This is a genomic window from Methylobacterium sp. Leaf89, from assembly GCF_001422215.1.
Lineage (GTDB): Bacteria > Pseudomonadota > Alphaproteobacteria > Rhizobiales > Beijerinckiaceae > Methylobacterium.
This window is the reverse complement of record NZ_LMML01000029.1, coordinates 815,197-836,293: the sequence shown is the minus strand read 5'-3', so window position 1 is coordinate 836,293 and position 21,097 is coordinate 815,197. Positions and strand designations below refer to the sequence as shown.

The 21,097-nt window shown below is 70.4% G+C and carries 17 protein-coding genes; 5 read left to right on the top strand and 12 right to left on the bottom strand.

Features of this window, described 5'->3' with window-relative positions; translation table 11 throughout:
* Positions 1-173: 173 nt before the first annotated feature.
* The 3 genes from ASF18_RS19245 to ASF18_RS19235 all read left to right on the top strand — a co-directional run bounded on the left by ASF18_RS19245 (position 174) and on the right by ASF18_RS19235 (position 4,019).
* Entirely contained in the window at positions 174-1,469 is a 1,296-nt protein-coding gene (locus tag ASF18_RS19245; RefSeq protein WP_056354137.1) for a bifunctional 2-C-methyl-D-erythritol 4-phosphate cytidylyltransferase/2-C-methyl-D-erythritol 2,4-cyclodiphosphate synthase, read from the top strand.
* The gene (locus ASF18_RS19240) at positions 1,466-1,969 is read left to right on the top strand and encodes a CinA family protein (RefSeq protein WP_056354134.1); all 504 of its coding nucleotides are present in this window, start codon (positions 1,466-1,468) and stop codon (positions 1,967-1,969) included. Before ASF18_RS19245 ends, ASF18_RS19240 begins: the two co-directional genes overlap by 4 nt.
* 259 nt (positions 1,970-2,228) lie before the next feature.
* On the top strand, positions 2,229-4,019 hold the full coding sequence (locus ASF18_RS19235) for an ABC transporter ATP-binding protein (RefSeq protein WP_056354129.1): 1,791 nt from the start codon (positions 2,229-2,231) through the stop codon (positions 4,017-4,019).
* A 13-nt stretch (positions 4,020-4,032) separates the two neighbouring features.
* Here the strand turns inward: ASF18_RS19235 and ASF18_RS19230 are convergent, their stop codons facing one another.
* From ASF18_RS19230 to ASF18_RS19190, 9 genes are all read right to left on the bottom strand, one after another.
* Positions 4,033-4,488: a type II toxin-antitoxin system RatA family toxin gene (locus ASF18_RS19230; protein ID WP_056354126.1), complete on the bottom strand. Its 456-nt coding sequence runs from the start codon at positions 4,486-4,488 to the stop codon at positions 4,033-4,035.
* Positions 4,489-4,495: 7 nt separating this feature from the next.
* Entirely contained in the window at positions 4,496-5,458 is a 963-nt protein-coding gene (lipA, locus tag ASF18_RS19225) for a lipoyl synthase (RefSeq protein WP_056354123.1), read from the bottom strand.
* 130 nt (positions 5,459-5,588) lie between these two features.
* Complete coding sequence (locus tag ASF18_RS19220) at positions 5,589-5,951, bottom strand: GlsB/YeaQ/YmgE family stress response membrane protein (protein WP_244472755.1); 363 nt, start codon at positions 5,949-5,951, stop codon at positions 5,589-5,591.
* 59 nt (positions 5,952-6,010) lie between these two features.
* The gene (gene lpdA, locus ASF18_RS19215; RefSeq protein WP_056354120.1) at positions 6,011-7,450 is read right to left on the bottom strand and encodes a dihydrolipoyl dehydrogenase; all 1,440 of its coding nucleotides are present in this window, start codon (positions 7,448-7,450) and stop codon (positions 6,011-6,013) included.
* 86 nt (positions 7,451-7,536) lie between these two features.
* Entirely contained in the window at positions 7,537-8,967 is a 1,431-nt protein-coding gene (locus ASF18_RS19210) for a pyruvate dehydrogenase complex dihydrolipoamide acetyltransferase (protein WP_056354117.1), read from the bottom strand.
* 46 nt (positions 8,968-9,013) lie between these two features.
* Positions 9,014-9,295, bottom strand: coding sequence for a DUF5076 domain-containing protein (locus ASF18_RS19205; RefSeq protein ID WP_056211469.1), 282 nt, complete (start codon positions 9,293-9,295; stop codon positions 9,014-9,016).
* Between the two features lie 58 nt (positions 9,296-9,353).
* Positions 9,354-10,796: a pyruvate dehydrogenase complex E1 component subunit beta gene (locus tag ASF18_RS19200; protein ID WP_056354574.1), complete on the bottom strand. Its 1,443-nt coding sequence runs from the start codon at positions 10,794-10,796 to the stop codon at positions 9,354-9,356.
* A gap of 100 nt (positions 10,797-10,896) precedes the next feature.
* Entirely contained in the window at positions 10,897-11,991 is a 1,095-nt protein-coding gene (pdhA, locus tag ASF18_RS19195) for a pyruvate dehydrogenase (acetyl-transferring) E1 component subunit alpha (protein WP_056354113.1), read from the bottom strand.
* A 142-nt stretch (positions 11,992-12,133) separates the two neighbouring features.
* A complete protein-coding gene (locus tag ASF18_RS19190; protein ID WP_055953008.1) occupies positions 12,134-12,445 on the bottom strand; it encodes a septum formation initiator family protein in 312 nt (103 codons plus the stop codon).
* An 81-nt stretch (positions 12,446-12,526) separates the two neighbouring features.
* Here ASF18_RS19190 and ASF18_RS19185 point away from each other — a divergent pair, with 81 nt between their 5' ends.
* Together ASF18_RS19185 and mntR are read left to right on the top strand one after the other, a co-directional pair.
* Entirely contained in the window at positions 12,527-13,414 is an 888-nt protein-coding gene (locus tag ASF18_RS19185) for a LysR substrate-binding domain-containing protein (protein ID WP_200917646.1), read from the top strand.
* Positions 13,415-13,520: 106 nt separating this feature from the next.
* The gene (mntR, locus tag ASF18_RS19180) at positions 13,521-13,973 is read left to right on the top strand and encodes a manganese-binding transcriptional regulator MntR (protein WP_056211271.1); all 453 of its coding nucleotides are present in this window, start codon (positions 13,521-13,523) and stop codon (positions 13,971-13,973) included.
* Between the two features lie 27 nt (positions 13,974-14,000).
* On the opposite strand, the gene ASF18_RS19175 is transcribed toward mntR, so the two are convergent.
* Genes ASF18_RS19175 through ASF18_RS19165 form a run of 3 tightly spaced genes read right to left on the bottom strand, consistent with a single transcriptional unit; the run spans position 14,001 to position 20,715 of the window.
* Complete coding sequence (locus ASF18_RS19175; RefSeq protein WP_056354110.1) at positions 14,001-14,918, bottom strand: transglutaminase family protein; 918 nt, start codon at positions 14,916-14,918, stop codon at positions 14,001-14,003.
* A complete protein-coding gene (locus ASF18_RS19170; RefSeq protein ID WP_056354107.1) occupies positions 14,915-17,434 on the bottom strand; it encodes a circularly permuted type 2 ATP-grasp protein in 2,520 nt (839 codons plus the stop codon). The genes ASF18_RS19175 and ASF18_RS19170 overlap by 4 nt, the downstream gene beginning before the upstream one ends.
* Positions 17,431-20,715 carry a transglutaminase family protein gene (locus ASF18_RS19165; protein ID WP_056354104.1) on the bottom strand — a complete coding sequence of 1,095 codons (3,285 nt, stop codon included), beginning with the start codon at positions 20,713-20,715 and terminating at the stop codon, positions 17,431-17,433. Before ASF18_RS19165 ends, ASF18_RS19170 begins: the two co-directional genes overlap by 4 nt.
* Positions 20,716-21,097 lie beyond the last annotated feature (382 nt).

Here is a 21,097-nt window from a genome sequence, read left to right as displayed (position 1 = left end):
ACAAATAGACAAATCGGCAGGCCGCGCAAGCGATTCCCGGGATTTGATTTCAGCTTCTCCCGCGCTTAAACGACAGACCGCCCATCGGTGGGCCACCGAGCCATTCGCATCGCGCGCGCGTGGGACTGGTCGGTGCGCGAATCTTCACACACCCGAAGCGCGGGAGCATACCCATGTCCGGTACCGCGTGGAATGCGGCAGCGGTGGTCGTCGCCGCCGGTCGCGGCATCCGCATCGGGGGCGACACCCCGAAACAGTACCGCCGCGTCGGCGGCCAGGCGGTGCTGACCCGGACGCTGGCGGCCCTGGCGGCTCATCCGGGCATCGGCCGAATCCAGCCGGTGATCGCCCCGGACGCCGCGGACTTCTATCGCGCCTGCCTCGACGATCTCGACGCCGCCATCCGGGACAAGCTCGCCGATCCCGTGCCCGGCGGCGCCACCCGCCAGCAATCGGTCCGCGCCGGACTCGAGGCCCTGGACGGCGCCGGCGCACCGGATCTCGTCCTCGTTCACGACGCCGCGCGTCCGCACGTGGATGTGGCCCTGATCGAGCGCGCCCTCGTGGCCGGCCGCGACCATCGCGCCGCCGTGCCGGGCATCGCCGTCACCGACACGATCAAGGTGGTGGAGGACCTCGGCGACGGCACCGGCCGGGTCCGCGAGACGCCGCAGCGCGAGGGCCTGCGCGCGGTTCAGACGCCCCAGTCCTTCGCCTACGGCCCGCTGCGCGACGCCCATCGCCGCGCGGCCGAGGCCGACCTGCACGCCTTCACCGACGACGGGGCCCTCGCCGAATGGGCTGGCTTAGCCGTCGTCGTCTTCGAGGGCGACCCGCGCAACCGCAAGATCACCCAGCCGGCCGACCTGATCGAGGCCGATCGCGGCTTCTCCGGCCAACACCCCACCGCCCTGAGCGAGGCCCATCCCATGACCACCTACGTCACCCGCCTCGGTACCGGCTTCGATGTCCACGCCTTCACGGAGGGCGACCATGTCTGGCTCGGTGGCGTGAAGATCCCGGCGGACCGGGGCGTCCTCGCCCACTCGGACGGCGACGTCGCCCTCCACGCCCTCACCGATGCCCTGCTCGGTGCAATCGCGGACGGCGATATCGGCACCCATTTCCCGCCGAGCGACGAGCAGTGGCGCGGCGCCTCGTCCGACCGCTTCCTCGCCCATGCGGTGGACCTGGTGCGAGCGCGCGGCGGCAAGATCGACCACCTGGACATCACCGTCCTGGCCGAGGCCCCGCGCATCGGCGCGCATCGCGAAGCCATCCGCGCCCGCATCGCCGAGATCGCCTGCGTGCCGCTGAGTTCCGTCTCGATCAAGGCGACCACCACCGAGAAGCTCGGCTTCGTCGGCCGTGCCGAGGGCCTCGCCGCTCAGGCCGCCGCCACGGTGCGGCTGCCCGAGATGACGGCCGAGCTCAACGCCGCCGACGAGACGGCCGAGCGCCGCGCGTGATCGACGATCCCGCCCTGCTGGCCCGGGCGGAGGCGCTTGTTGCCGCCTACGCGGCGGCGGGCCTGACGGTCGCCACGGCCGAATCCTGCACCGGCGGCCTCGTCGCCGGGCTGCTCACTGCGATCCCGGGCTCCTCGGTGGTGGTGGAGCGTGGCTTCGTCACCTACTCGAACGCCGCGAAATCCGAGTGCATCGGCGTACCCGCCGACCTCATCGCCGCCCACGGCGCAGTGAGTGCGCCGGTGGCCCGCGCCATGGCCGATGGGGCCCTGGCCCATGCCCGCGCCAGTGTCGCTGTTGCGATCACCGGTATCGCCGGGCCCGGCGGCGGCAGCGCCGACAAGCCGGTCGGCCTCGTGCATTTCGGTCTCGCCGCCAGGGGCAACACCGTGCGCCACCTGGAGCGTCGCTACGGTGACCTCGGCCGCACCGAAATCCGCCGGCAGGCGGTGGCCGATGCGCTCGGCCTCCTCGAATCGGTCCTCGCACCGACGTCTTGAAACCGACACGCCCGACTGCCAGGATGCCACTCACGGCGCACCCACGCCGTGTTCGCCCGCGAACCCAGGGGAGGCTGCATGACATCGATATCGTTCGCCGCCCCGGCCCGCCCGCGCCGCGTGCGCCTGCCGGTCTGACGTCGCCGCGCGCCTGAGCGCGCCAGCGCGTCCCCGTTCCGTCCCCCCCTTCTTCGGCCACTCGCTGCGGCGCCCGGGCCGTCCACGGAGTCGGCGCGCGTTCCGCGCCGTGATCGCGTCCATGATTCTCGACCGCCTGAAAGGCGCGAAGGCCTATCGGGCCGTTCTCGCGTTCCTCGTCCGCCAGTGGCGCAGTCGGCTCCGCCTCCTCGGCGGTGTCGTCGCGGCGATCGTCGGATCGACCCTGGCCGACGTGTTCCTGCCCCTGTTCGCCGGTCGGCTGGTCAATGCGCTCTCGGCCGTCGACCGCGCGTCGGCCCGCTTGGATGCCCTCGTCGCCTTCGCCGCCATGGGCGGCCTCGGGCTCGTCACCCTGGGTCTACGTCACATGGCTTGGTCCCTTGTGGTGCCGCTCACCCTCTCGACCATGCAGACGGTGGCGCAGGCAGGCTTCCACCGGGTTCAGCGCCTTTCCACCGAGTGGCACGCCAACAGCTTCTCGGGCTCCACCGTGCGCAAGGTCTCGCGCGGGATGTGGGCCCTCGAAGGCCTGAACGACACGCTGTTGCTGGAACTGCTGCCGGCCTTCGTGGTGCTCGTCGGCACCATGTTGCTCCTCGGCTTGCAATGGCCCGTGATGGGGCTGGTGATCGGCCTCGGCTCGGTGATCTATCTCGGCATCGTCGTGGCCCTCGCCACGCGGGTCATCGCACCGGCGGCCCAGCTCTCCAACGTCTGGGATTCCCGGCTCGGCGGAGCCCTGAGCGACGCAGTCGGGGCCAATGCGGTGGTCAAGGCCTTCGGCGCCGAGGCGCGCGAGGATGCGCGCCTCGCGCGGCTCCTCGGCAAGTGGAACCGGCGCACGCACCGCACCTGGATGCGGATCACCTGGAGCATCACGGCGCAGTTCGCGCTGCTCCTCCTGCTGCGCACGGCGATCGTCGGCACGGCCCTGTGGCTGTGGTGGATGGGGGCGGCGACTCCCGGCGACGTGGCGTACGTGCTCACCACTTACTTCGTGGTGCATGGCTACCTGCGGGACATCGGCAGTCAGATCAACCGGGTGCAGCGGGGGGTGAACGAGATGGAGGAACTCGTGGCCCTTGAGGCCGAGCCCTACGGCGTCGCGGATCGGCCGGGCGCCACGGCGCTCGTCGCAAAGGGCGGCGACCTCCAGTTCGACCGCGTCACCTTCCACTATGCCGGGCACGCGACGCCGCTCTATCGCGACCTCTCGGTGCACATCCCCGCCGGGCAGCGGGTCGGGCTCGTCGGCCGCTCGGGCTCCGGCAAGACGACCTTCGTCAAGCTGGTACAGCGCCTCTACGACGTCACGGGCGGCCGCGTCTGCATCGAGGGGCGGGACGTCGCCGGCGTGACGCAGGCGTCCCTGCGCGCCCACATCGCCATCGTGCCGCAGGAGCCCGTCCTGTTCCACCGGTCGCTGGCCGAGAACATCGCCTATGCCCGCCCCGGGGCCTCGGCGGACGAGATCGCGCGCGCGGCCCGCCTCGCCAACGCGCACGACTTCATCGCCCGCCTGCCTCAGGGCTACGCCACCTTGGTGGGCGAACGCGGCGTCAAGCTCTCGGGCGGGGAGCGCCAGCGGGTGGCACTGGCCCGCGCCTTTCTGGCCGACGCGCCGATCCTCATTCTCGACGAGGCCACCTCGAGCCTCGACTCGGAATCGGAGGCGCTGATCCAGGAGGCGATGGAGCGGCTGATGCACGGGCGCACGGCCATCGTGATCGCGCACCGGCTCTCCACCGTGCGCGCGCTCGACCGGATCCTCGTCTTCGACGGCGGCCGCATCGTCGAGGACGGGACCCACGACGACCTGCGGGTTCGGCCGGGGGGACGCTACCGCGCCCTGTTCGAGCGCCAGGCCAGCGGCGGCGTGGCGGCGGCGTGAAGGGCGGCGCGGCTCAGGCCGCGCCGTAGACCCGGTTCGCCCGCGCCTCGAAGGCGTCTGTGAACTTGCGGAAGGCGCGATCGAACATCGTGCCCATGAGCATCCCGAGCGTCCGGCTCTTGAACTCGTAGGTGATGAAGAAATCGATCGTGCACGCCCCGTCCACGGCTTCCTTGAAGGCCCAGCGGTTCTCGAGGTGGCGGAACGGGCCGTCGATGTACTCGGCGACGATGCGCAGGTTCTCGGGGTCCAGGGTGACGCGCGTGGTGAAGCGCTCGCGGATCGCCTTGTAGCCGACGCCCATCTCGGCCACGAGCACCTCCGTGCCGTCCGCCCCCGGCTGGCGCCGGAGCACGCGTAGGGATTCGCAGAGGGGCAGGAAGTCCGGGTAGCGCTCCACGTCGGCCACGAGGTCGTACATCTGGCGCGGCGAGTGGCGCACCGCGCGGTTGATCCGGAATGAGGGCATCGAGACTCTAGGCGTTGGCGATGTGGGCGAGACGGGCCGCCTTCAGCTTTGCGAAATCCTCTCCGGCGTGATGGGAGGAGCGGGTCAGGGGCGTCGCCGAGACGAGGAGGAAGCCCTTGGTGTAGGCGGTGGTTTCCAGGCCCTTGAACTCGTCCGGGGGCACGAAGCGCACCACCTCGTGGTGCTTCTTGGTCGGCTGGAGGTACTGGCCGATGGTGAGGAAGTCGACATCCGCCGAGCGCAGGTCGTCCATGAGCTGAACCACCTCGTTCCGTTCCTCGCCGAGGCCGACCATGATGCCGGACTTGGTGAAGATGGTCGGGTCGAGTTCCTTCACGCGCTGGAGCAGGCGCACCGAGTGGAAGTAGCGCGCGCCGGGGCGGACCGTGAGGTAGTTGCCCGGCACGGTCTCCATGTTGTGGTTAAACACGTCGGGCCGGGCCGCGACCACGATCTCAAGGGCGCCGGCTTTTCGCAGGAAATCCGGGGTGAGCACCTCGATGGTTGTGGCGGGGCTGCGCGCGCGGATCGCCCGGATGGTGCGGGCGAAGTGCTCGGCGCCGCCATCGGCGAGATCGTCGCGATCCACCGAGGTGATCACCACGTGGTGCAGGCCGAGCTTGGCCACGGAATCCGCGACCTTGTCGGGTTCGCCCACATCAAGGCCCTCCGGCAGGCCGGTGCGCACGTTGCAGAAGGCGCAGGCCCGCGTGCAGGTGTCGCCCATGATCATGAAGGTGGCGTGCTTCTTCTCCCAGCACTCGCCGATGTTGGGGCAGCCGGCCTCCTCGCAGACCGTGACGAGGCCGTGCTCGTGGACGATCCTGCGCGTGTCCTCCCAGCCCTTGGAGCCGGGGGCCTTCACGCGAATCCAGTCGGGCTTGCGCTGAATCGGCTTATCGGGCCGGTGCGCCTTCTCGGGGTGGCGCGGACGCTGGTCGTTACGAAGGAGGTCGAGGACGACGGCCATGACAATCCACGGGATTCGCCCGCGAGACGCCGGCGCGTGCCCAGGACTTAAGGCGTGACGCCCCCGACCGCAAACCCGCCGCGGCGGAACGGCGCGACAGGGACCGTCGTTCGTCAGCTCCGCCGCCGGCTCAAGACCGGCGTCCGGCCACCGTCGGGTCGATCGTGTCCATGAGGATCGCGCCGACCGTCGTCGAAATCGGGTTGTGCGAGAATCCGAAGATCGGGATGGGCCGCTTGTGGGCGAGGCCGTTGCCGAGCCGGCCGCCGAGGATCCCCGTCACGAAATCGGCAAGGCGATCCATGTTCGCCGCGGTCAACCGCTCGGCGAGCCATCCCGCCAGCGCCCCGACGACGATCGCCATGAGCAAGGCGACGCCGGGCTGACCCAGGGCGCCGTAGACGTGTCCATCCAGCGCGGGCTCTCCTGTGCGCGGCACGCGATCGTTCCGGTCGGCGGGCGCTCGGGTGTCGCCTTGGCCGGCGGCTGGCAAGGCGGGCGTTCGGCGCGGCCTCGAAGGAGCCGGAGTGCCGCTCGGGTCGCGGCGCCGGATCAGGTGTGGATCACCTTCCCGTATGCATCCAGCACACTCTCGTGCATCATCTCGCTGAGCGTCGGGTGCGGGAAGACCGTATGCATCAGGTCTTCCTCGGTGGTCTCCAGGTTCATGGCGACGACGTAGCCCTGGATCAGCTCGGTGACTTCGGCGCCGACCATGTGGGCGCCCAGCAACTGGCCGGTCTTGGCGTCGAAGATCGTCTTCACCAGGCCGTCCGGCTCGCCCAGCGCGATGGCCTTGCCGTTGCCCGCGAAGGGAAACCGGCCGACCTTCACGGCGAAGCCCTGCTCCTTGGCCTTGGCCTCGGTGAGGCCCACCGAGGCGATCTGCGGCTGGCAGTAGGTGCAGCCGGGGATCTTGGCCTTGTCCATGGCGTGGGTGTGCAGGCCCTTGATCGTCTCGACGCAGAGGACGCCCTCGTGCTCGGCCTTGTGGGCGAGCATCGGCGGCCCCGCGACGTCGCCGATGGCGTAGACGCCGGGCACATTGGTGCGCCCGAGGCCGTCGGTGACCACGATCCCGCGCTCGATGGTAACGCCGAGAGTCTCGAGGCCGATGCCCTCGATGTTGCCGACGACGCCCACCGCCGAGATCAGCTTCTCTGCCGTCAGTTGCTGGGACTTGCCGTCCCCCGTCTCGATCGTCGCCGTGACGACGTCGGCGGATTTCTCCACCTTCGTCACCTTGGCGCCGGTGAGGATCTTGATGCCCTGCTTCTCGAAGCGCTTACGGGCGAGGCCCGCGATCTCGGCGTCCTCCACCGGCAGGATCTGCGGCAGCAGCTCGATCACCGTCACCTCGGCGCCCATGGTGCGGTAGAACGAGGCGAACTCGATGCCGATGGCGCCGGAGCCCATAACCAGCAGGCTCTTCGGCATCGTCTCTGGCACCATGGCCTCGTAGTAGGTCCAGATCTGCTTCTTGTCCGGCTCGATGCCCGGTATGGCGCGGGGCCGCGCTCCGGTGGCGACGATGATGTGCTTGGCTGAATAGGCGCCCGCCGCCAGAGCGCCCTTGGGGGCCGGGGCGCGGGTGGTCTCCTTGACGGTGACTTGGCCCGACTGATTACCCTTGGCGGCCGCCGTGATGGTGGCCTCGCCCCAGATCACGTCGACCTTATTCTTCTTCAGCAGCATGCCGACGCCGCCGTTCAGCCGGGTCGAGACCCCGCGCGAGCGCTTGACGATTGCCGCGGTGTCGAATCCGACCTTCTCGGCCGACAGGCCGTAATCGGAGGCGTGCTGCATGTAGTGGTAGATCTCGGCCGTGCGCAGCAGCGCCTTGGTGGGGATGCAGCCCCAGTTCAGGCAGATGCCACCGAGATGCTCGCGGTCCACCACCGCCGTCTTAAACCCGAGCTGCGCCGCCCGAATCGCCGCCACGTAGCCGCCGGGGCCGGCGCCGATGATGAGGATGTCATAGGTGTCGGCCATTGGGCGCTCCTACGTCCTCCACGCACTGGGAGGGACCGGGGTGGGGGTGGTTCAGCCGTATTCGCCAGGCGGACGTTCTGTCCCGCCTAAACCAGCATCCCCATGGGGTTCTCGATCAGCGCCTTGAACGCCGAGATCAGTTCGGCGCCCAACGCTCCGTCGAGGACGCGGTGGTCGCAGGACAGGGTGGTGGTCATCACCTGGGCCACGGCCGGGGCGCCGTCGCGGACCACGATGCGCTTCTCGCCCGCACCCACCGCCAGGATCGAAGATTGCGGCGGGTTGATCACCGCCGTGAAGTGCTTGATGCCGAACATGCCGAGGTTGGACACGGACGTGACGCCACCCTGGTATTCCTCAGGCTTCAGCTTCTTTGCCCGCGCCCGGGCGGCGAAGTCCTTCATCTCGTTGGAGATGGTGGAGAGCGTTTTCTGGTCGGCCCGGCGGATTACCGGCGTGTACAGGCCGCCGTCGATGGCGACCGCCACGCCGACCTCGGCATTGTCGAAGCGCAGGATCCGGTCCTCGGCCCAGACGGCGTTGGCCGCCGGAACCCGCATCAGGGCGAGGCCCATCGCCTTGATGACGAAGTCGTTGACCGAGAGTTTGAACAGAGGCTTGCCGTCCTTGGTCTTGCCGGCGCTCGTGTTGAGCTGTTCGCGCAGGGCCATCAACGCATCGAGCTCGCAATCCACCGTCAGGTAGAAGTGCGGCGCCAACTGCATCGCCTCGGTGAGGCGTTTGGCGATGGTCTTGCGCATGCCGTCGAGGGGGACTTCCTCGTAAGTGCCCTTCGGGTAGAAGCCGCGTACCTGGTCCGCGGAGAGGCCGGCGGGGGGCGCCGCCTTGGCGGGGGGCGGTGTGGCCTGCGCGGGCGCCGCTTGCGGGGCCTCGATGGGCTTCGGCGCGGCGGCGGGGGCCGCCTTGCCGGTTCCGGCCGCGAGCGCCGCGCGGACGTCGCGCTCGATCACCCGCCCGCGCGGGCCGGAGCCCGTCACTGCGCCGAGATCGACGCCTTCCTGTTTGGCGACGCGGCGGGCCAGCGGCGATGCGAAGACGCGTCCGACCTCGTTCGAGGGCGCGGCGCCGGGGCTCGCGCCCTCGCTCTTGCCACCCGTGGGCTTCGCGCCGTCCGGGGCCTCGTTCACCCGGGCGTAGGACATCGTTCCGCCGCCGGGCGTGGCGTTCTCGGCGGTCGCCTCCGCCTTGGGGGATTCGGCCTTCGGGGCTTCGGCGGCCCCGCCGCCGGGGGCCTGCACGCTGGCCGGGTCCTCGCCGTCCGCCGCGATGATGGCGATCAGGTCGTTCACCGGCACGTCGGCCGTGCCCTCGGCCACCAGGATCTTGGCAAGCACGCCCTCGTCGATGGCCTCCACCTCCATGGTGGCCTTGTCGGTCTCGATCTCGGCGAGCACGTCGCCGGACTTCACCGCGTCCCCCTCCTTCTTCAGCCACTTGGCGAGGTTGCCCTTCTCCATCGTGGGCGACAGGGCGGGCATCAGGACGTTGATCGGCATGGGGGGAAATCCTGATCGTCAGCGGGCGGTATCGGGGGAGCGGCGGTCAGTTCAGTATCGGCGCGTCGGGGTCGAGGCTCTCGGCTTCGAAGCCGGCGCGGATGCGCGCGAAGGCGTCATCCTCCGACATCTCGGTCTCCAGCGCGTAGACCCGCGCCGCCTGACGGGCGAGATCGGCGAGGAGGCGCCCCCAGGTGGCTGCGTCGTCGAAGGAGCGCCGCAGGGCGATGCTCACGGCCCCGTCGACGACGCTGGCGCGAAGGACCTCGACGCCACCGTTCTCGAGGGCATCCGGCGGGGCGGACAGTTCTTCGAATTTGTCGGTCATCATCTCGTCTCCGGTCTCTCCCCGGACGGGGAGAGTGGGAGGGGAACGCGCGCGGCCCTCAGCGGTAGCAGACCGCCTTTGCCGCCTCGATCACCTCGGCGACGTTGGGGAGCGCCAGCTTCTCGAGGTTGGCGGCGTAGGGCATCGGCACGTCCTTGCCGGTGACGCGCAGGACCGGGGCGTCGAGGTAGTCGAAGGCATCGACCATCAGGCGGGCCGAGATCTCGGCGCCGATGCCCGATTGCGGGAAGCCCTCCTCCACGGTGACGCAGCGGCCGGTCTTCTTCACCGATTCCACCACCGTTTCGGTGTCCATCGGGCGCAGGGTTCGCAGATCGATCACCTCCGCCTCGATACCCTCCTCGGCGAGGGCCTGCGCCGCCTTGAGGGCGTAGGTCATGCCGATGGAGAACGACACGATGGTCACGTCGGTGCCGGGACGGTGAATCCGTGCCTTGCCGATCGGCAGCACGAAGTCGTCGAGCTTCGGCACCGGGAAGCTCTGGCCGTAGAGAATCTCGTTCTCGAGGAAGATGATCGGGTTGGGATCGCGGATGGCCGCCTTGAGCAGGCCCTTGGCGTCCGACGCGGTGTAGGGCGCGATGACCTTCAGGCCGGGCACGTTGGAGTACCAGGCCGAGTAGTCGTGGCTGTGCTGTGCGCCGACGCGGGCGGCCGCACCGTTGGGGCCGCGGAACACGATGGGACAGCCGAGCTGGCCGCCGGACATGTAGAGGGTCTTGGCCGCCGAGTTGATGATGTGGTCGATCGCCTGCATGGCGAAGTTGAAGGTCATGAACTCCACGATGGGACGCAGGCCCGTGAAGGCCGCGCCGACGCCGATGCCGGCGAAGCCGTGCTCGGTGATCGGGGTGTCGACGACGCGGCGGGCGCCGAACTCCTGCAGCAGCCCCTGCGTGATCTTGTAGGCGCCCTGGTACTCGGCGACCTCCTCGCCCATCACGAAGACGGCGTCGTCCTTGCGCATCTCCTCGGCCATGGCGTCGCGCAGGGCCTCGCGGACGGTCGTCGAGACCATCTCGGTGCCCTCCGGAAACTCCTCCATGACCGGCGCCGGCGCCTTGTTGGTAATGGTGGCGGGGGCCGCCGGGGCCCTGGGCGCGTCGTCGCCGGTCTTGGCGCTCGGGGCCGGCTTCTCGGCTTGGCCCTCGGCCTGCATGTCGGGCGCCGGAGCGGGCTGCGCGGACGTCTCGGGTTTCGGGACACCGCCGCCAGCGGACGCTGCCGAAACGTCCTCGCCCTCGGCGGCGATGATCGCGATCGGCGTGTTGACCTTCACGCCCTCGGTGCCCTCCTCGACGAGGATCCTGGCGAGTACGCCCTCGTCGATGGCCTCGACCTCCATGGTCGCCTTGTCGGTCTCGATCTCGGCCAGCACGTCGCCGGATTTGACCGGGTCACCCGCCTTCTTCAGCCACTTCGAGAGCTTGCCCTCCTCCATGGTCGGGGAGAGGGCGGGCATCAGGATGTCGGTCGCCATGAAATACTCGTCGATCGAGGATGAGGCGGTCAGCCCTTCGGAGACGGGGGGTGCGGCCGCATGCGCGGGATGCCGCCCCGTCTCCGACACATGATGGGTCTCAGGCGCGGGCTTCCAGCAGGATGTCGGTCCACAGCTCGGCCGGATCCGGCTCGGGATCGTGCGTGGCGAACTCGGCGGATTCGTTCACGGTCTCGCGCACCTTGGCGTCGGTGGCCTTCAGCTCGGCCTCGGGCACCCCGTGCATCTCGATCAGGCGCTTGCGCACCATTTCGATCGGGTCGTGCTCCTCGCGCATCTTCGAGACCTCGTCTTTGGTCCGGTACTTGGCCGGGTCGGACATCGAGTGGCCGCGATAGCGGTAGGTCTGCATCTCGAGGATGTAGGGGCCCTCGCCCGAGCGGGCGTGCTGGATCGCCCGGGTCGCCGCCTCGCGCACGGTGCGCACGTCCATGCCGTCCACCTGCTCGCCGGGGATGCCGAAGGAGATGCCGCGCCGGGAGAAGTCGGTCTGGGCCGAGGCGCGGGCCACCGAAGTGCCCATGGCGTAGCGGTTGTTCTCGATCACGTAGACCACCGGCAGCTTCCAGAGCTGCGCCATGTTGAAGCTCTCGTAGACCTGGCCCTGGTTGGCCGCACCGTCACCCATGTAGGTCAGGCTGACGTTGCCGTTCTTCTTGTAGGCGTCGGCGAAGGCCAGCCCCGTCCCAAGCGAGACCTGGGCGCCGACGATGCCGTGGCCGCCGAAGAACTGCTTTTCGCGGGAGAACATGTGCATCGAGCCGCCCTTGCCGCGGCTGTAGCCGCCGCGCCGGCCGGTCAGCTCGGCCATGACGCCCTTCGGATCCATACCGCAGGCGAGCATGTGGCCATGGTCGCGGTACCCGGTGATGACCTGGTCGCCGTCGACCGAGGCCATCTGCATGCCGATGACCACCGCTTCCTGGCCGATGTAGAGGTGGCAGAAGCCGCCGATCAGGCCCATGCCGTAGAGCTGTCCGGCCTTCTCCTCGAAGCGCCGGATCAGCAGCATCTCGTGATAGGCGTGGAGATCTTCCTCGCGGGTGAACTGCGGCGCGTTCGGGGCCGGCGCGTGGGTTTCGGCCGCGCCCGCGGGCTTCGCCCCCCCGGATCGCTCAGCCTCCGCCCGGCTTGTGTCGGAGGCGGCTTGGCCTGCATCCTTCGCGGCATCCATCGGCAACTCCCCGGGACCATCTGTTCACCGGGGGTTCTAGGGCACGCCCGAAGTGAAAGCGAGGCCGCCCACCCGACAGAACGGGGAAGTTGTCAGTTGCGAAGCGCCTGCGCGGGCGACGGGTTTCGCCGTCCGGGGCCGATCAGGGATCGATGATGACCACGTCGTTGGCATGGACACGGCCGAGCATGACGCGGGCGCGCTCCTCCAAGAGGTCGCGATCGATCTGATCGCTGCGCAGCAGGGCCACCCGGTGCTCCCAGATCGCCCGGTCCGCCTTGGCGGCGTTGAGCTCCTGATTCAGGGCGCGGGCCTGGACCTTGAGGGCGCGCTTGGCCTCGAGGCCGCGGTTGCCGCTTTCGGCCTGATGCACGAAGAAGCCCACGACGAGGCCCGACACGGCGTAGAGGCCGAGGGGCATCAGAACAGCACGGACGCGACGACGGACCACCATGCCGGCACGATGCACCCACAGGGTTAAGGAAGTGCTGACGGAACCGCGAAGGGTCGCCCTGCGCAGGGGGGCCCCGAGCCGATGATGCGCTTCGATCTGGTCGATCTCTCGCTGTTCCGGCACGTGGTGGAGGCGGGCTCGATCACCCACGGCGCGGCCCGGGCGAATCTCGCCCTCGCCGCCGCCTCCGTGCGCATCCGCGCCATGGAGGAGACCCTCGGGGCCGCGCTGCTGACGCGGGGGCGCCAGGGGGTGGTGCCGACGCCGGCGGGGCGGTCGCTCCTCGCCCATGCGCGCGGGCTCCTCGACGGGATCGACCGGATGCAGGAGGACCTGGCCGCCTTCTCGGGCGGCACCGTGGGGCAGATCCGCCTCGTCTCGAACACCAACGCCCTCACGGAATTCCTGCCCGAGGTCCTGAGCGCCTTTCTGGCCCGTCAGGCCGGTGTCAGCGTGGACATCGAGGAGCGGACCTCGGACGAGATCGTCGGGCTGGTGGCCGAGGGCTCGGCCGATCTCGGTATCGTCGCCGGCACCGTCGATACCGGCGCACTGGAGACCTATCCGTTCCGGCAGGACCGCTTCGTCATGGTGGCGGCCACCGGGCACCCCCTGGCGGCGCGCGCCTCGGTCGCCTTCGCGGAGGTGATCGAGCATCCGCTGGTCGGCCTCGACCGGACCAGCGCTCTCACCCGCTTCCTGGCCGACAAGGCCGCACGCACGGGCCGGCCTCCGATGCGCCTCCGGGTGCAGCTGCGCAGTTTCGACGCGATCTGCCGGCTCGTGGCCTGCGACGTCGGCCTCGGCATCGTCCCCGAGACCACTGCGGCCCGTGCCGCGCGCACCATGGCCCTCGCCATCGTGCCCCTGGAGGATGCCTGGGCCCTGCGCGATCTCACGATCTGCCTGCGCTCGCTGGACGATCTGCCCCGGTTCACGCGGGATTTTGTGGCTCACCTGCGCGGTTGAGGCGGCTTTCGGACCCCGGGGGCTCCCATCCGGGGCGCGGCTTCGGTACAAACCGGCTCGGGCTCCCGTTCGAGGGCGCCATTGTTCGGGGGAGTTCGCCGGCCACATGCAGGATTCGACGTCCTCCGCGCCCGACACCTCCCTGGTCGATCCCGACGTCCACGTGGAGAGCTTCCGGCAAGCCCGCGAGGCGCGCCGGCTGGAACTCGTCGAGGATTACGTCGAGCTCATCGCTGACCTGATCGGCGATGGCGGCGAGGCGCGGCAGGTGGATATCGCCGCGCGCCTCGGCGTGGCCCAGCCGACCGTCGCCAAGATGCTGAAGCGCCTCGCCGAGGACGGCCTCGTTCAGCAGCGCCCCTATCGGGGCGTCTTCCTCACGGAGGCCGGGCAGGCCCTGGCCGTGCAGAGCCGCGAGCGCCACCGCATCGTCGAGCAGTTCCTCTGCGCGCTCGGGGTCAGCCCCGAGATCGCCCGCCGCGACGCCGAGGGCATCGAGCATCACGTCAGCGCCGAGACACTGGAAGCCTTCCGTCTGTTCACGGCCAAATCCGCCTAGGGTCCGGTCGGATCCCGGCGGGGCCGGTCAGGCCGGGGTGGCCTGGAGCGGAGCCGCATGCTCGGGCATCGGCTCACCGTCCGGCACCACGTCCACCTCGACCTTGAGCTTCTGCGGGCCCGAGGCGGAAACGATGCCGTCGATGGGGGACACGTCGGTGTAGTCGCGTCCACGGGCCACGACGATGTGATCGTCGCACATGCCGATGCCGTTGGTGGGGTCGAGGCCGATCCAGCCGTCCCCGCACCAGACCGAGACCCAGGCATGGCTCGCATCGGCGCCGCGCAGGCGCGGGCGACCGGCGGGCGGGATCGTCCGGAGGTAGCCGCTGACATAGGCGGCCGGCAGGCCGAGGCCGCGCAGGGCCGCGATCATGATGTGGGTGAAGTCCTGGCAGACGCCGGCCCGGAGGGCGAAGGCCTCGGCGAGGGGCGTGTGCACGGTGGTGGCCTTCGCGTCGAAGGTGAAGTCCGCCCGGATCCGCTGCATCAGGTCGAAGGCGCCGCCATAGGCGCTCCGGCCCGGGGGAAAGCTCGCCCGGGCATAATCCGTCACCTCCGGCACCAGCGGCACGCGCAGGCTCGGGAATTGGAAGTGCACCGGCCGGTCCGGGCCGAGGCCGCGCCCATTCACCGCCTCGTCGCGCACCTGCTCCCAGGGGCGGCCGGATTCCACCGGCGGCGGCGGATCGCGCTCGACCCGAACCCGTGACAGGGCCTCCACCCGCAGTTCGGTGTGGGGCGTGTCGATCGTGACCGCGGTGGCATCGAGACCGAAATAGTCGCGCCGGACGATGCGGGTCCGCGGATCGGGCGTGATCGTGAGGCCGCTCTCCAGCACGGTCTGCCCCTCCCCGTCGCGCGGGCGCAGGCGCAGGGTGCAGCGGGCGAAGCGCACGGGGCGGGCGTACCGGTATGTGGTGAGGTGGCGCAGCGTATAAATCACGCGAGCCCCACGAGCTTTTCCGGGCGCAGGGCATGCGGCCCGTTGGGGAAGTAGCGGGTGGCCACGGCGTCGGCGAGGCCCTCGACCTCGTTCTCCAGGCGCATCAGGGCGGCGCCGTCGAACTCCGCCGCCTCGCCGGTGGCGAACTCGGCTAAGAGCTTGGCGGCGATGCGCTGGTGCGGCTCGGGCAACCCGTCGGCCCGCAGAACCGGAAGCTGGCCAAGATGCCGGGTGATCGCCTCGAGCTGGAAGGCGACCGAGCGCGGATTGAACGGATCGAGGAGCACCATGTCGCGCACCGGATCGAGGGCCACCCCCTGCAGGTAGCGGGCACCGAACGAGACGTGCGAATCGCACAGGGACAGCATCACGCCGAGGTCCTCGGCGCTGGCGCCGTCGCCGGCGAAGCGGGTGGCGAAGCTCAAGGTGTTGATGGCGCGCTCGATCCGGCGGCCGAGATCGACGAAGTGCCAACCGGTGGTGCGGTTCATGTTCTCCTGGGCGAGACCCGACAGGGCCGCGATGTGGCTGAGGGCGCGTTCGGCGAGGCCCAGGAGCTGCGCTTCCGGCAACGCCTGCCCGGCCTCGATCTCCAGGACCTCCTTCAGGTCCGCCAGCGCCCGCCAGGCTTCGCCGGAGAGACGCTCGCGCAGGGTCGCGGCGTTGATCCGCGCGGACAGGCTGTGGCGCAGGGCGGAGCCGTGGGCGTCGTGGCCGCCGAGGGCCTGCTGGGCCAGGGCCGCGGTGGGCAGGTCGGGGGCCTCGATGGCCCCCCACTCGTCGAGGAGTGCACGAATGCGCAGCGCGGTGGGCGCCTTCGCGTCGCCCGCCATGTCGGCGATCACGGCGGAACCGACGCTGCCGAGATGCGCGAGGACGAGGCGGATCACCGCCTCGGCCCGCTCGACGTAGCGCCCGAACCAGAACAGGTTGTCGGCCGCCCGCGACGGCAGGTGCCCGGCGATCCGGCGCACCCGCGCCGGCCCGGTCTGAATCAGGGTGACCGGCTCCACGGGATCGCGCGACAGGATCCAGACATCGGCCGACTTGATGCCGGCACGCATCTCAAGAGGCTCGACATCGGGCCGCTCCGAGATGCGGCAGAAGCCGCCCGGCATCACGCGCCAGCCCTCGGGCGTCGCCGCCGCGAAGACCCGCAGCACGAAGGGCCGCGGCACCAGGCGCAGGGAGCCGCCGCTCGGATCCCAGGCCGGCATGGTGGCGAGCGGCATCGTCTCCTGGGCGACGTAATCGAAAGGCCGGTCGCGCAGGGCCGCGCGCAGGCGGTCGCGTTCGGCATCGAGGGCGTGCGGGGCCAGGATCGCGTCGCGGACGGCTCCCTTCGGAGGCGTCGCCACCGGACGCAGGCTCAAGCTGTCGAGCCGGTCGCGGATCTCGGCCAGCGCCCGCGGATCGCCGCACCACCAGGTCTTCGGCCCGGCGAGTGTCAGGTCCCGCCCGAGGAGATGCCGTGCGATGCCGGGCAGGTAGGCGGCGAGCGCACCGGATTCGAGGATGCCCGAACCCGGCATGTTGCCGACGACGAGGTTGCCGTTGCGCAGGGCTTCCACGAGGCCCGGGACGCCGAGGCGCGAGGCCGGGTTGAGCTCCAGGGGGTCGAGGTAGTCGGAGTCGATGCGCCGCCAGAGCACGTCCGCCCGCTTCAGGCCGGCAACGGTGCGGATGTGCAGGGCCCCGTCCTGCATCACGAGGTCGTCGCCCTCCACCAGGAGCAAGCCGAGATAGCGGGCGAGCGCGGCCTGCTCGACATAGGTCGAGCTGAACACCCCTGAGGTCAGGAGGCAGATCCGCGGGTCGCTGCGCTGCGCACCCACCGCGAGGCCATCGCGAAAGGCCTGGAAGAAGGCGGCCAGGCGCTCGACCTGCAGGTCGGCATGGAGGTCCGGGAAGGCGCGGGTGAGGACGAGCCGGTTCTCCAGGGCGTAGCCGGGCCCGGAGGGCGATTGCGTCCGGTCGGCGAGCACCCGCCAGCGCCCGTCGGGCCCGCGCGTCACGTCGGCGGCGTAGAGCTTGAGGAAGCGACCGCCCGGCGGCGTGACGCCGACCAGGGGACGCATGAATTCCGGGCTGCCCGCCACCACTGCGGCTGGCAGCAGGCCCTCGGCCACGAGGCGCTCCGGGCCGTAGAGGTCGGCGAGGATCGTCTCCATCAGCGCGGCGCGCTCGACGATGCCGGCGCTCAGCGTCTCCCAGTCCGCCTGTTCGAGGACGAGCGGCAGCGAGCCCAGCGGCCAGGCATGCTCGCGCTTGTCGCCGTAGATCCGATAGGAGATCCCGGTGTCGCGGATGCGCCGGACCGCCGAGATGAAGCGGGCGCCGATCTCGACCTCGTCCATGCCGCCGAGCTGGTCGAGAAACCGCGGCCAGGCCCCCTTGGGACGGCCCTCGTGATCCATCAGCTCGTCGGGGACGTCCCGATGTGGCCGGTATGCGGAGGTCCAGCGCGCGAGGCGCTCGGCCCGTCCCTGTATCTCCGCCGCGGCCGCTGCGCTCATGGGAGGGTGAAGCCCGGGGGTGCGGGGGTGCGCAGGTCGAGCGTCATCGGAAACTCGCGATTGGTCTCTTCGGGCGGCATCGCGATCTTGCCGGGGGTGTGGCCGTGGGCCTGGAAGCGCGCGAGGCGACGCCCCTCCGCCTCGTAGGTGTTCACCGGGAAGGTCTCGTAGTTGCGTCCGCCCGGATGGCTGACATGGTACCGGCAGCCGCCCAGCGACCGGCCGCTCCAGGCATCGAGGATGTCGAGGGTGAGCGGCGAGTGCGCGGGAATCGTGGGGTGCATCGAGGAGGCGGGCTGCCACGCCTTGAAGCGCAGGCCGGCCACCGCCTCGCCGGCGGTCCCGGTGCCGGTCATCGGCAGGCGCCGGCCGTTGCAGGCGATGACGTGCCGGCCGGGCACGTAGCCCTCGACCTTCACCTGCAGACGCTCCACCGACGAGTCCACGTAGCGCACGGTTCCCCCGATCGCGCCCTCCTCGCCCAGCACGTGCCAGGGTTCGAGGGCCTGGCGGAGCTCCAGCTTCACGCCGCCCTGCTCCACCGTTCCGAAGACCGGGAAGCGGAACTCGCGCTGCGCCACGAAGGCCGCCGGGTCGAAGTCGTAGCCGGCCGCCCGGAGGTCTTCCAGCACGCCGAGGAAATCGGCCCACAGGAAGTGGGGCAGCATGAAGCGATCGTGCAGGCCCGTGCCCCAGCGGACACAGCCGCCTTCCTGCGGCTCGCGCCAGAGCCAGGCGACGATCGCCCGCAGCAGGAGCTGCTGCGCCAGGCTCATGCGCGGGTCCGGCGGCATCTCGAACGAGCGGAATTCGAGGAGCCCGAGGCGCCCCGTGGGGCCGTCCGGCGAGTAGAGCTTGTCGATGCAGATCTCGGACCGGTGGGTGTTGCCGGTCACGTCCACGAGGATGTTGCGGAAGATGCGATCCACGAGCCAGCGCGGGATGTTGGGCTCGTCGGGCTTCGGCACCTGCGCCATGGCGATCTCGAGCTCGTAGAGTCCATCGTGGCGCGCCTCGTCCATGCGCGGCGCCTGGCTCGTCGGACCGATGTAGAGGCCCGAGAACAGGTAGGACATCGCCGGGTGGCGCTGCCAGTACAGCACCAGGCTCTTCAGGAGGTCGGGCCGGCGCAGGAACGGCGAGTCGTCCGGTGTCGCGCCGCCGAGCACCACGTGGTTTCCGCCGCCGGTGCCGGTGTGTCGGCCGTCGGTCATGAACTTCTGCGCGCCGAGGCGGATCTGCCGGGCATCCTCGTAGAGGTCGGTGGTGATCCGCACGGCGTCGCGCCAGGCCGCGGCGGGATGCACGTTGACCTCGATCACGCCGGGATCGGGCGTGACTTTGATGACGCTGAGGCGCGGGTCGAAGGGGGGCTCGTAGCCTTCGATGTGGAGCGGCTGCTTCAGCGCGGCGGCCGTCGCCTCGAGATGGCCCAGGAGCTCCAGGTACTCGTCGACCCGCTGCAGGGGCGGCATGAAGACGTGCAGGATGCCGTCGCGCGGCTCCACCGCGAAGGCGGTGCGGACCGCGACGCCGGTGACGCCGGAGCCGTTGACGGTCTCGGGGCCGGGATGGCCCTCGGGGAGCGGGGCGCGGGCTTCCAGCGTGTCCTGCGGCTGGTAATAGGGATAGTGCTCGGGCGGCACGAAGGGCAGCGAGGACAGGGGCAGGCGGTAGCCCACCGGCGAGTCGCCCGGCGTCAGGAAGGCGTGGCCCCGGCGAAAGTCCCACGGCTCCGAGATCCAGAGCCGGTCGGAATCGCTCGCCTTGCCGGTGGGCAGGCTCGCCAGCGGGAGGGCATAGCCCGCGGCCTCGCCGAGACCGCGCGCGAAGACCCGCGCCATGCGGGCATTGGTCTCCGGGTTCGGGTAGTGCGGCTCCGCCGTCGTGACGTTGGGGGGCAACTCGTCGCGCTTGTCGGACCAGTAGACCGGATCCTCGAAGGCCGGGAACACGTAGGCCCCGAGGCCGAGGCGCTTGGCGACTCCGTCGATCAGGGCCTTGGCCTTGTGGATGTCGGCGTGGCGGGGGCCGTCCTCGGGGGCGATCAGGCCGGCATCCTTCCAGACCGGCACACCGTCCCGGCGCCAGTACAGGGCGAAGGCCCAGCGTGGCAGGCTCTCGCCCGGATACCACTTGCCCTGGCCGTAATGCAGCATGCCACCGGGGGCGAATCGATCGCGCAGGCGACGGATCAGCTTGTCGGCGAGGCCGCGCTTGGTCGGGCCGACCGCGGCGGCGTTCCACTCGGGCGACTCGAAGTCGTCGATGGAGACGAAGGTCGGCTCCCCGCCCATGGTCAGGCGCACGTCCTGCTCGGCGAGGTCGGCGTCGATGCGGTCGCCGAGGGCGTCCATCGCGGCCCAGACCTCTTCGGAGAACGGCTTGGTGATGCGCGGCGCCTCGGCCACGCGGGTCACCGTCATCTCGAAGCCAAACTCGACGCCCGCCGGCTCGGCGAGGCCGGAGATCGGCGCCGCGGAGGCGTGGTGCGGGGTCGCCGCCAGCGGGATGTGGCCCTCGCCGCAGAGGAGGCCGGAGGTGGCGTCGAGCCCGATCCAGCCGGCGCCCGGCAGGTAGACCTCGGCCCAGGCGTGCAGATCCGTGAAGTCGGTGGTGGTGCCGGCCGGCCCGTCGACGGCGGTGGTGTCGGGGATGAGCTGGATCAGGTAGCCCGACACGAAGCGGGCCGCCATGCCGAGGCGGCGCAGGATCTGCACCATCAGCCAGGCCGAGTCGCGGCAGGAGCCGCTCTTCAGCGTCAGGGTCTCGGCGGCGGTCTGGACGCCGGGCTCCATGCGGACGCCGTAGGTGATCTCCTGCGCCACCTGGGCGTTCAGGGCCACGAGGAACAGGACCGTGTTCTGCTCGCCCGGGAGGCGCTCGAGGAAGGCATCCACCTCCGGCGCCATGGCGTCGTCGAGGACGAGGTAGGGCTTCAGCTCGGCCGTGAGGTCGTCCGCGTAGGTGAAGCCGCGGGTCTGGGCATAGTCTTCGACGAAGAAGTCGAATGGGTTGATCACCGACATGTCGGCGGTGAGGTCGACCTCGATCTTCAGCTCGGTGGTCTTCTCCGGAAAGACCAGCCGGGCGAGCCAGTTGCCGTTCGGGTCCTGCTGCCAGTTGATGAAGTGGTTCTCCGGCAGAACCTTGAGCGAGTAGGCCGGAACGGCGGTCCGCGTATGCGGCGCCGGGCGCAGGCGGATCACCTGGGGGCCCAGCGTGATCGGCCGATCGTAGGTGTAGTGGGTGACGTGGTGCAGGGCGGCTTTGATCGACACGGGGGCTCCCGCTGTGACTGGACAGGGCGCCGGGCGGGCGGATCGGCACGCGCCGGCGGCGGAGGGACGGGGCACCACCCTGCGGTGCTCCGAAGAAAGCTTCACCATAGACATACGCCAACGGAGACCCGCAAGCGATGCCCTTGCGCGTGGGGACCCGGAAGGCCGCCCGCACGACGACCGCCCCATCCTCGCGCCGGGGGATGGCCAGGACGGGTACGGCCCGTGACGGCCTGCAAGTTTCGTGCTCCCGCGGTTCGGCCAAGCCGGCCGAGCCCCAGGGGCCGGAACTTCGGTCCCCTCCCATGCTTTGCCACCGTATCGCGTGCGGATAGGCTAAGAGGGTTCCCTCGCGGGCGGCATGCGACGCTCCGCGGACAGA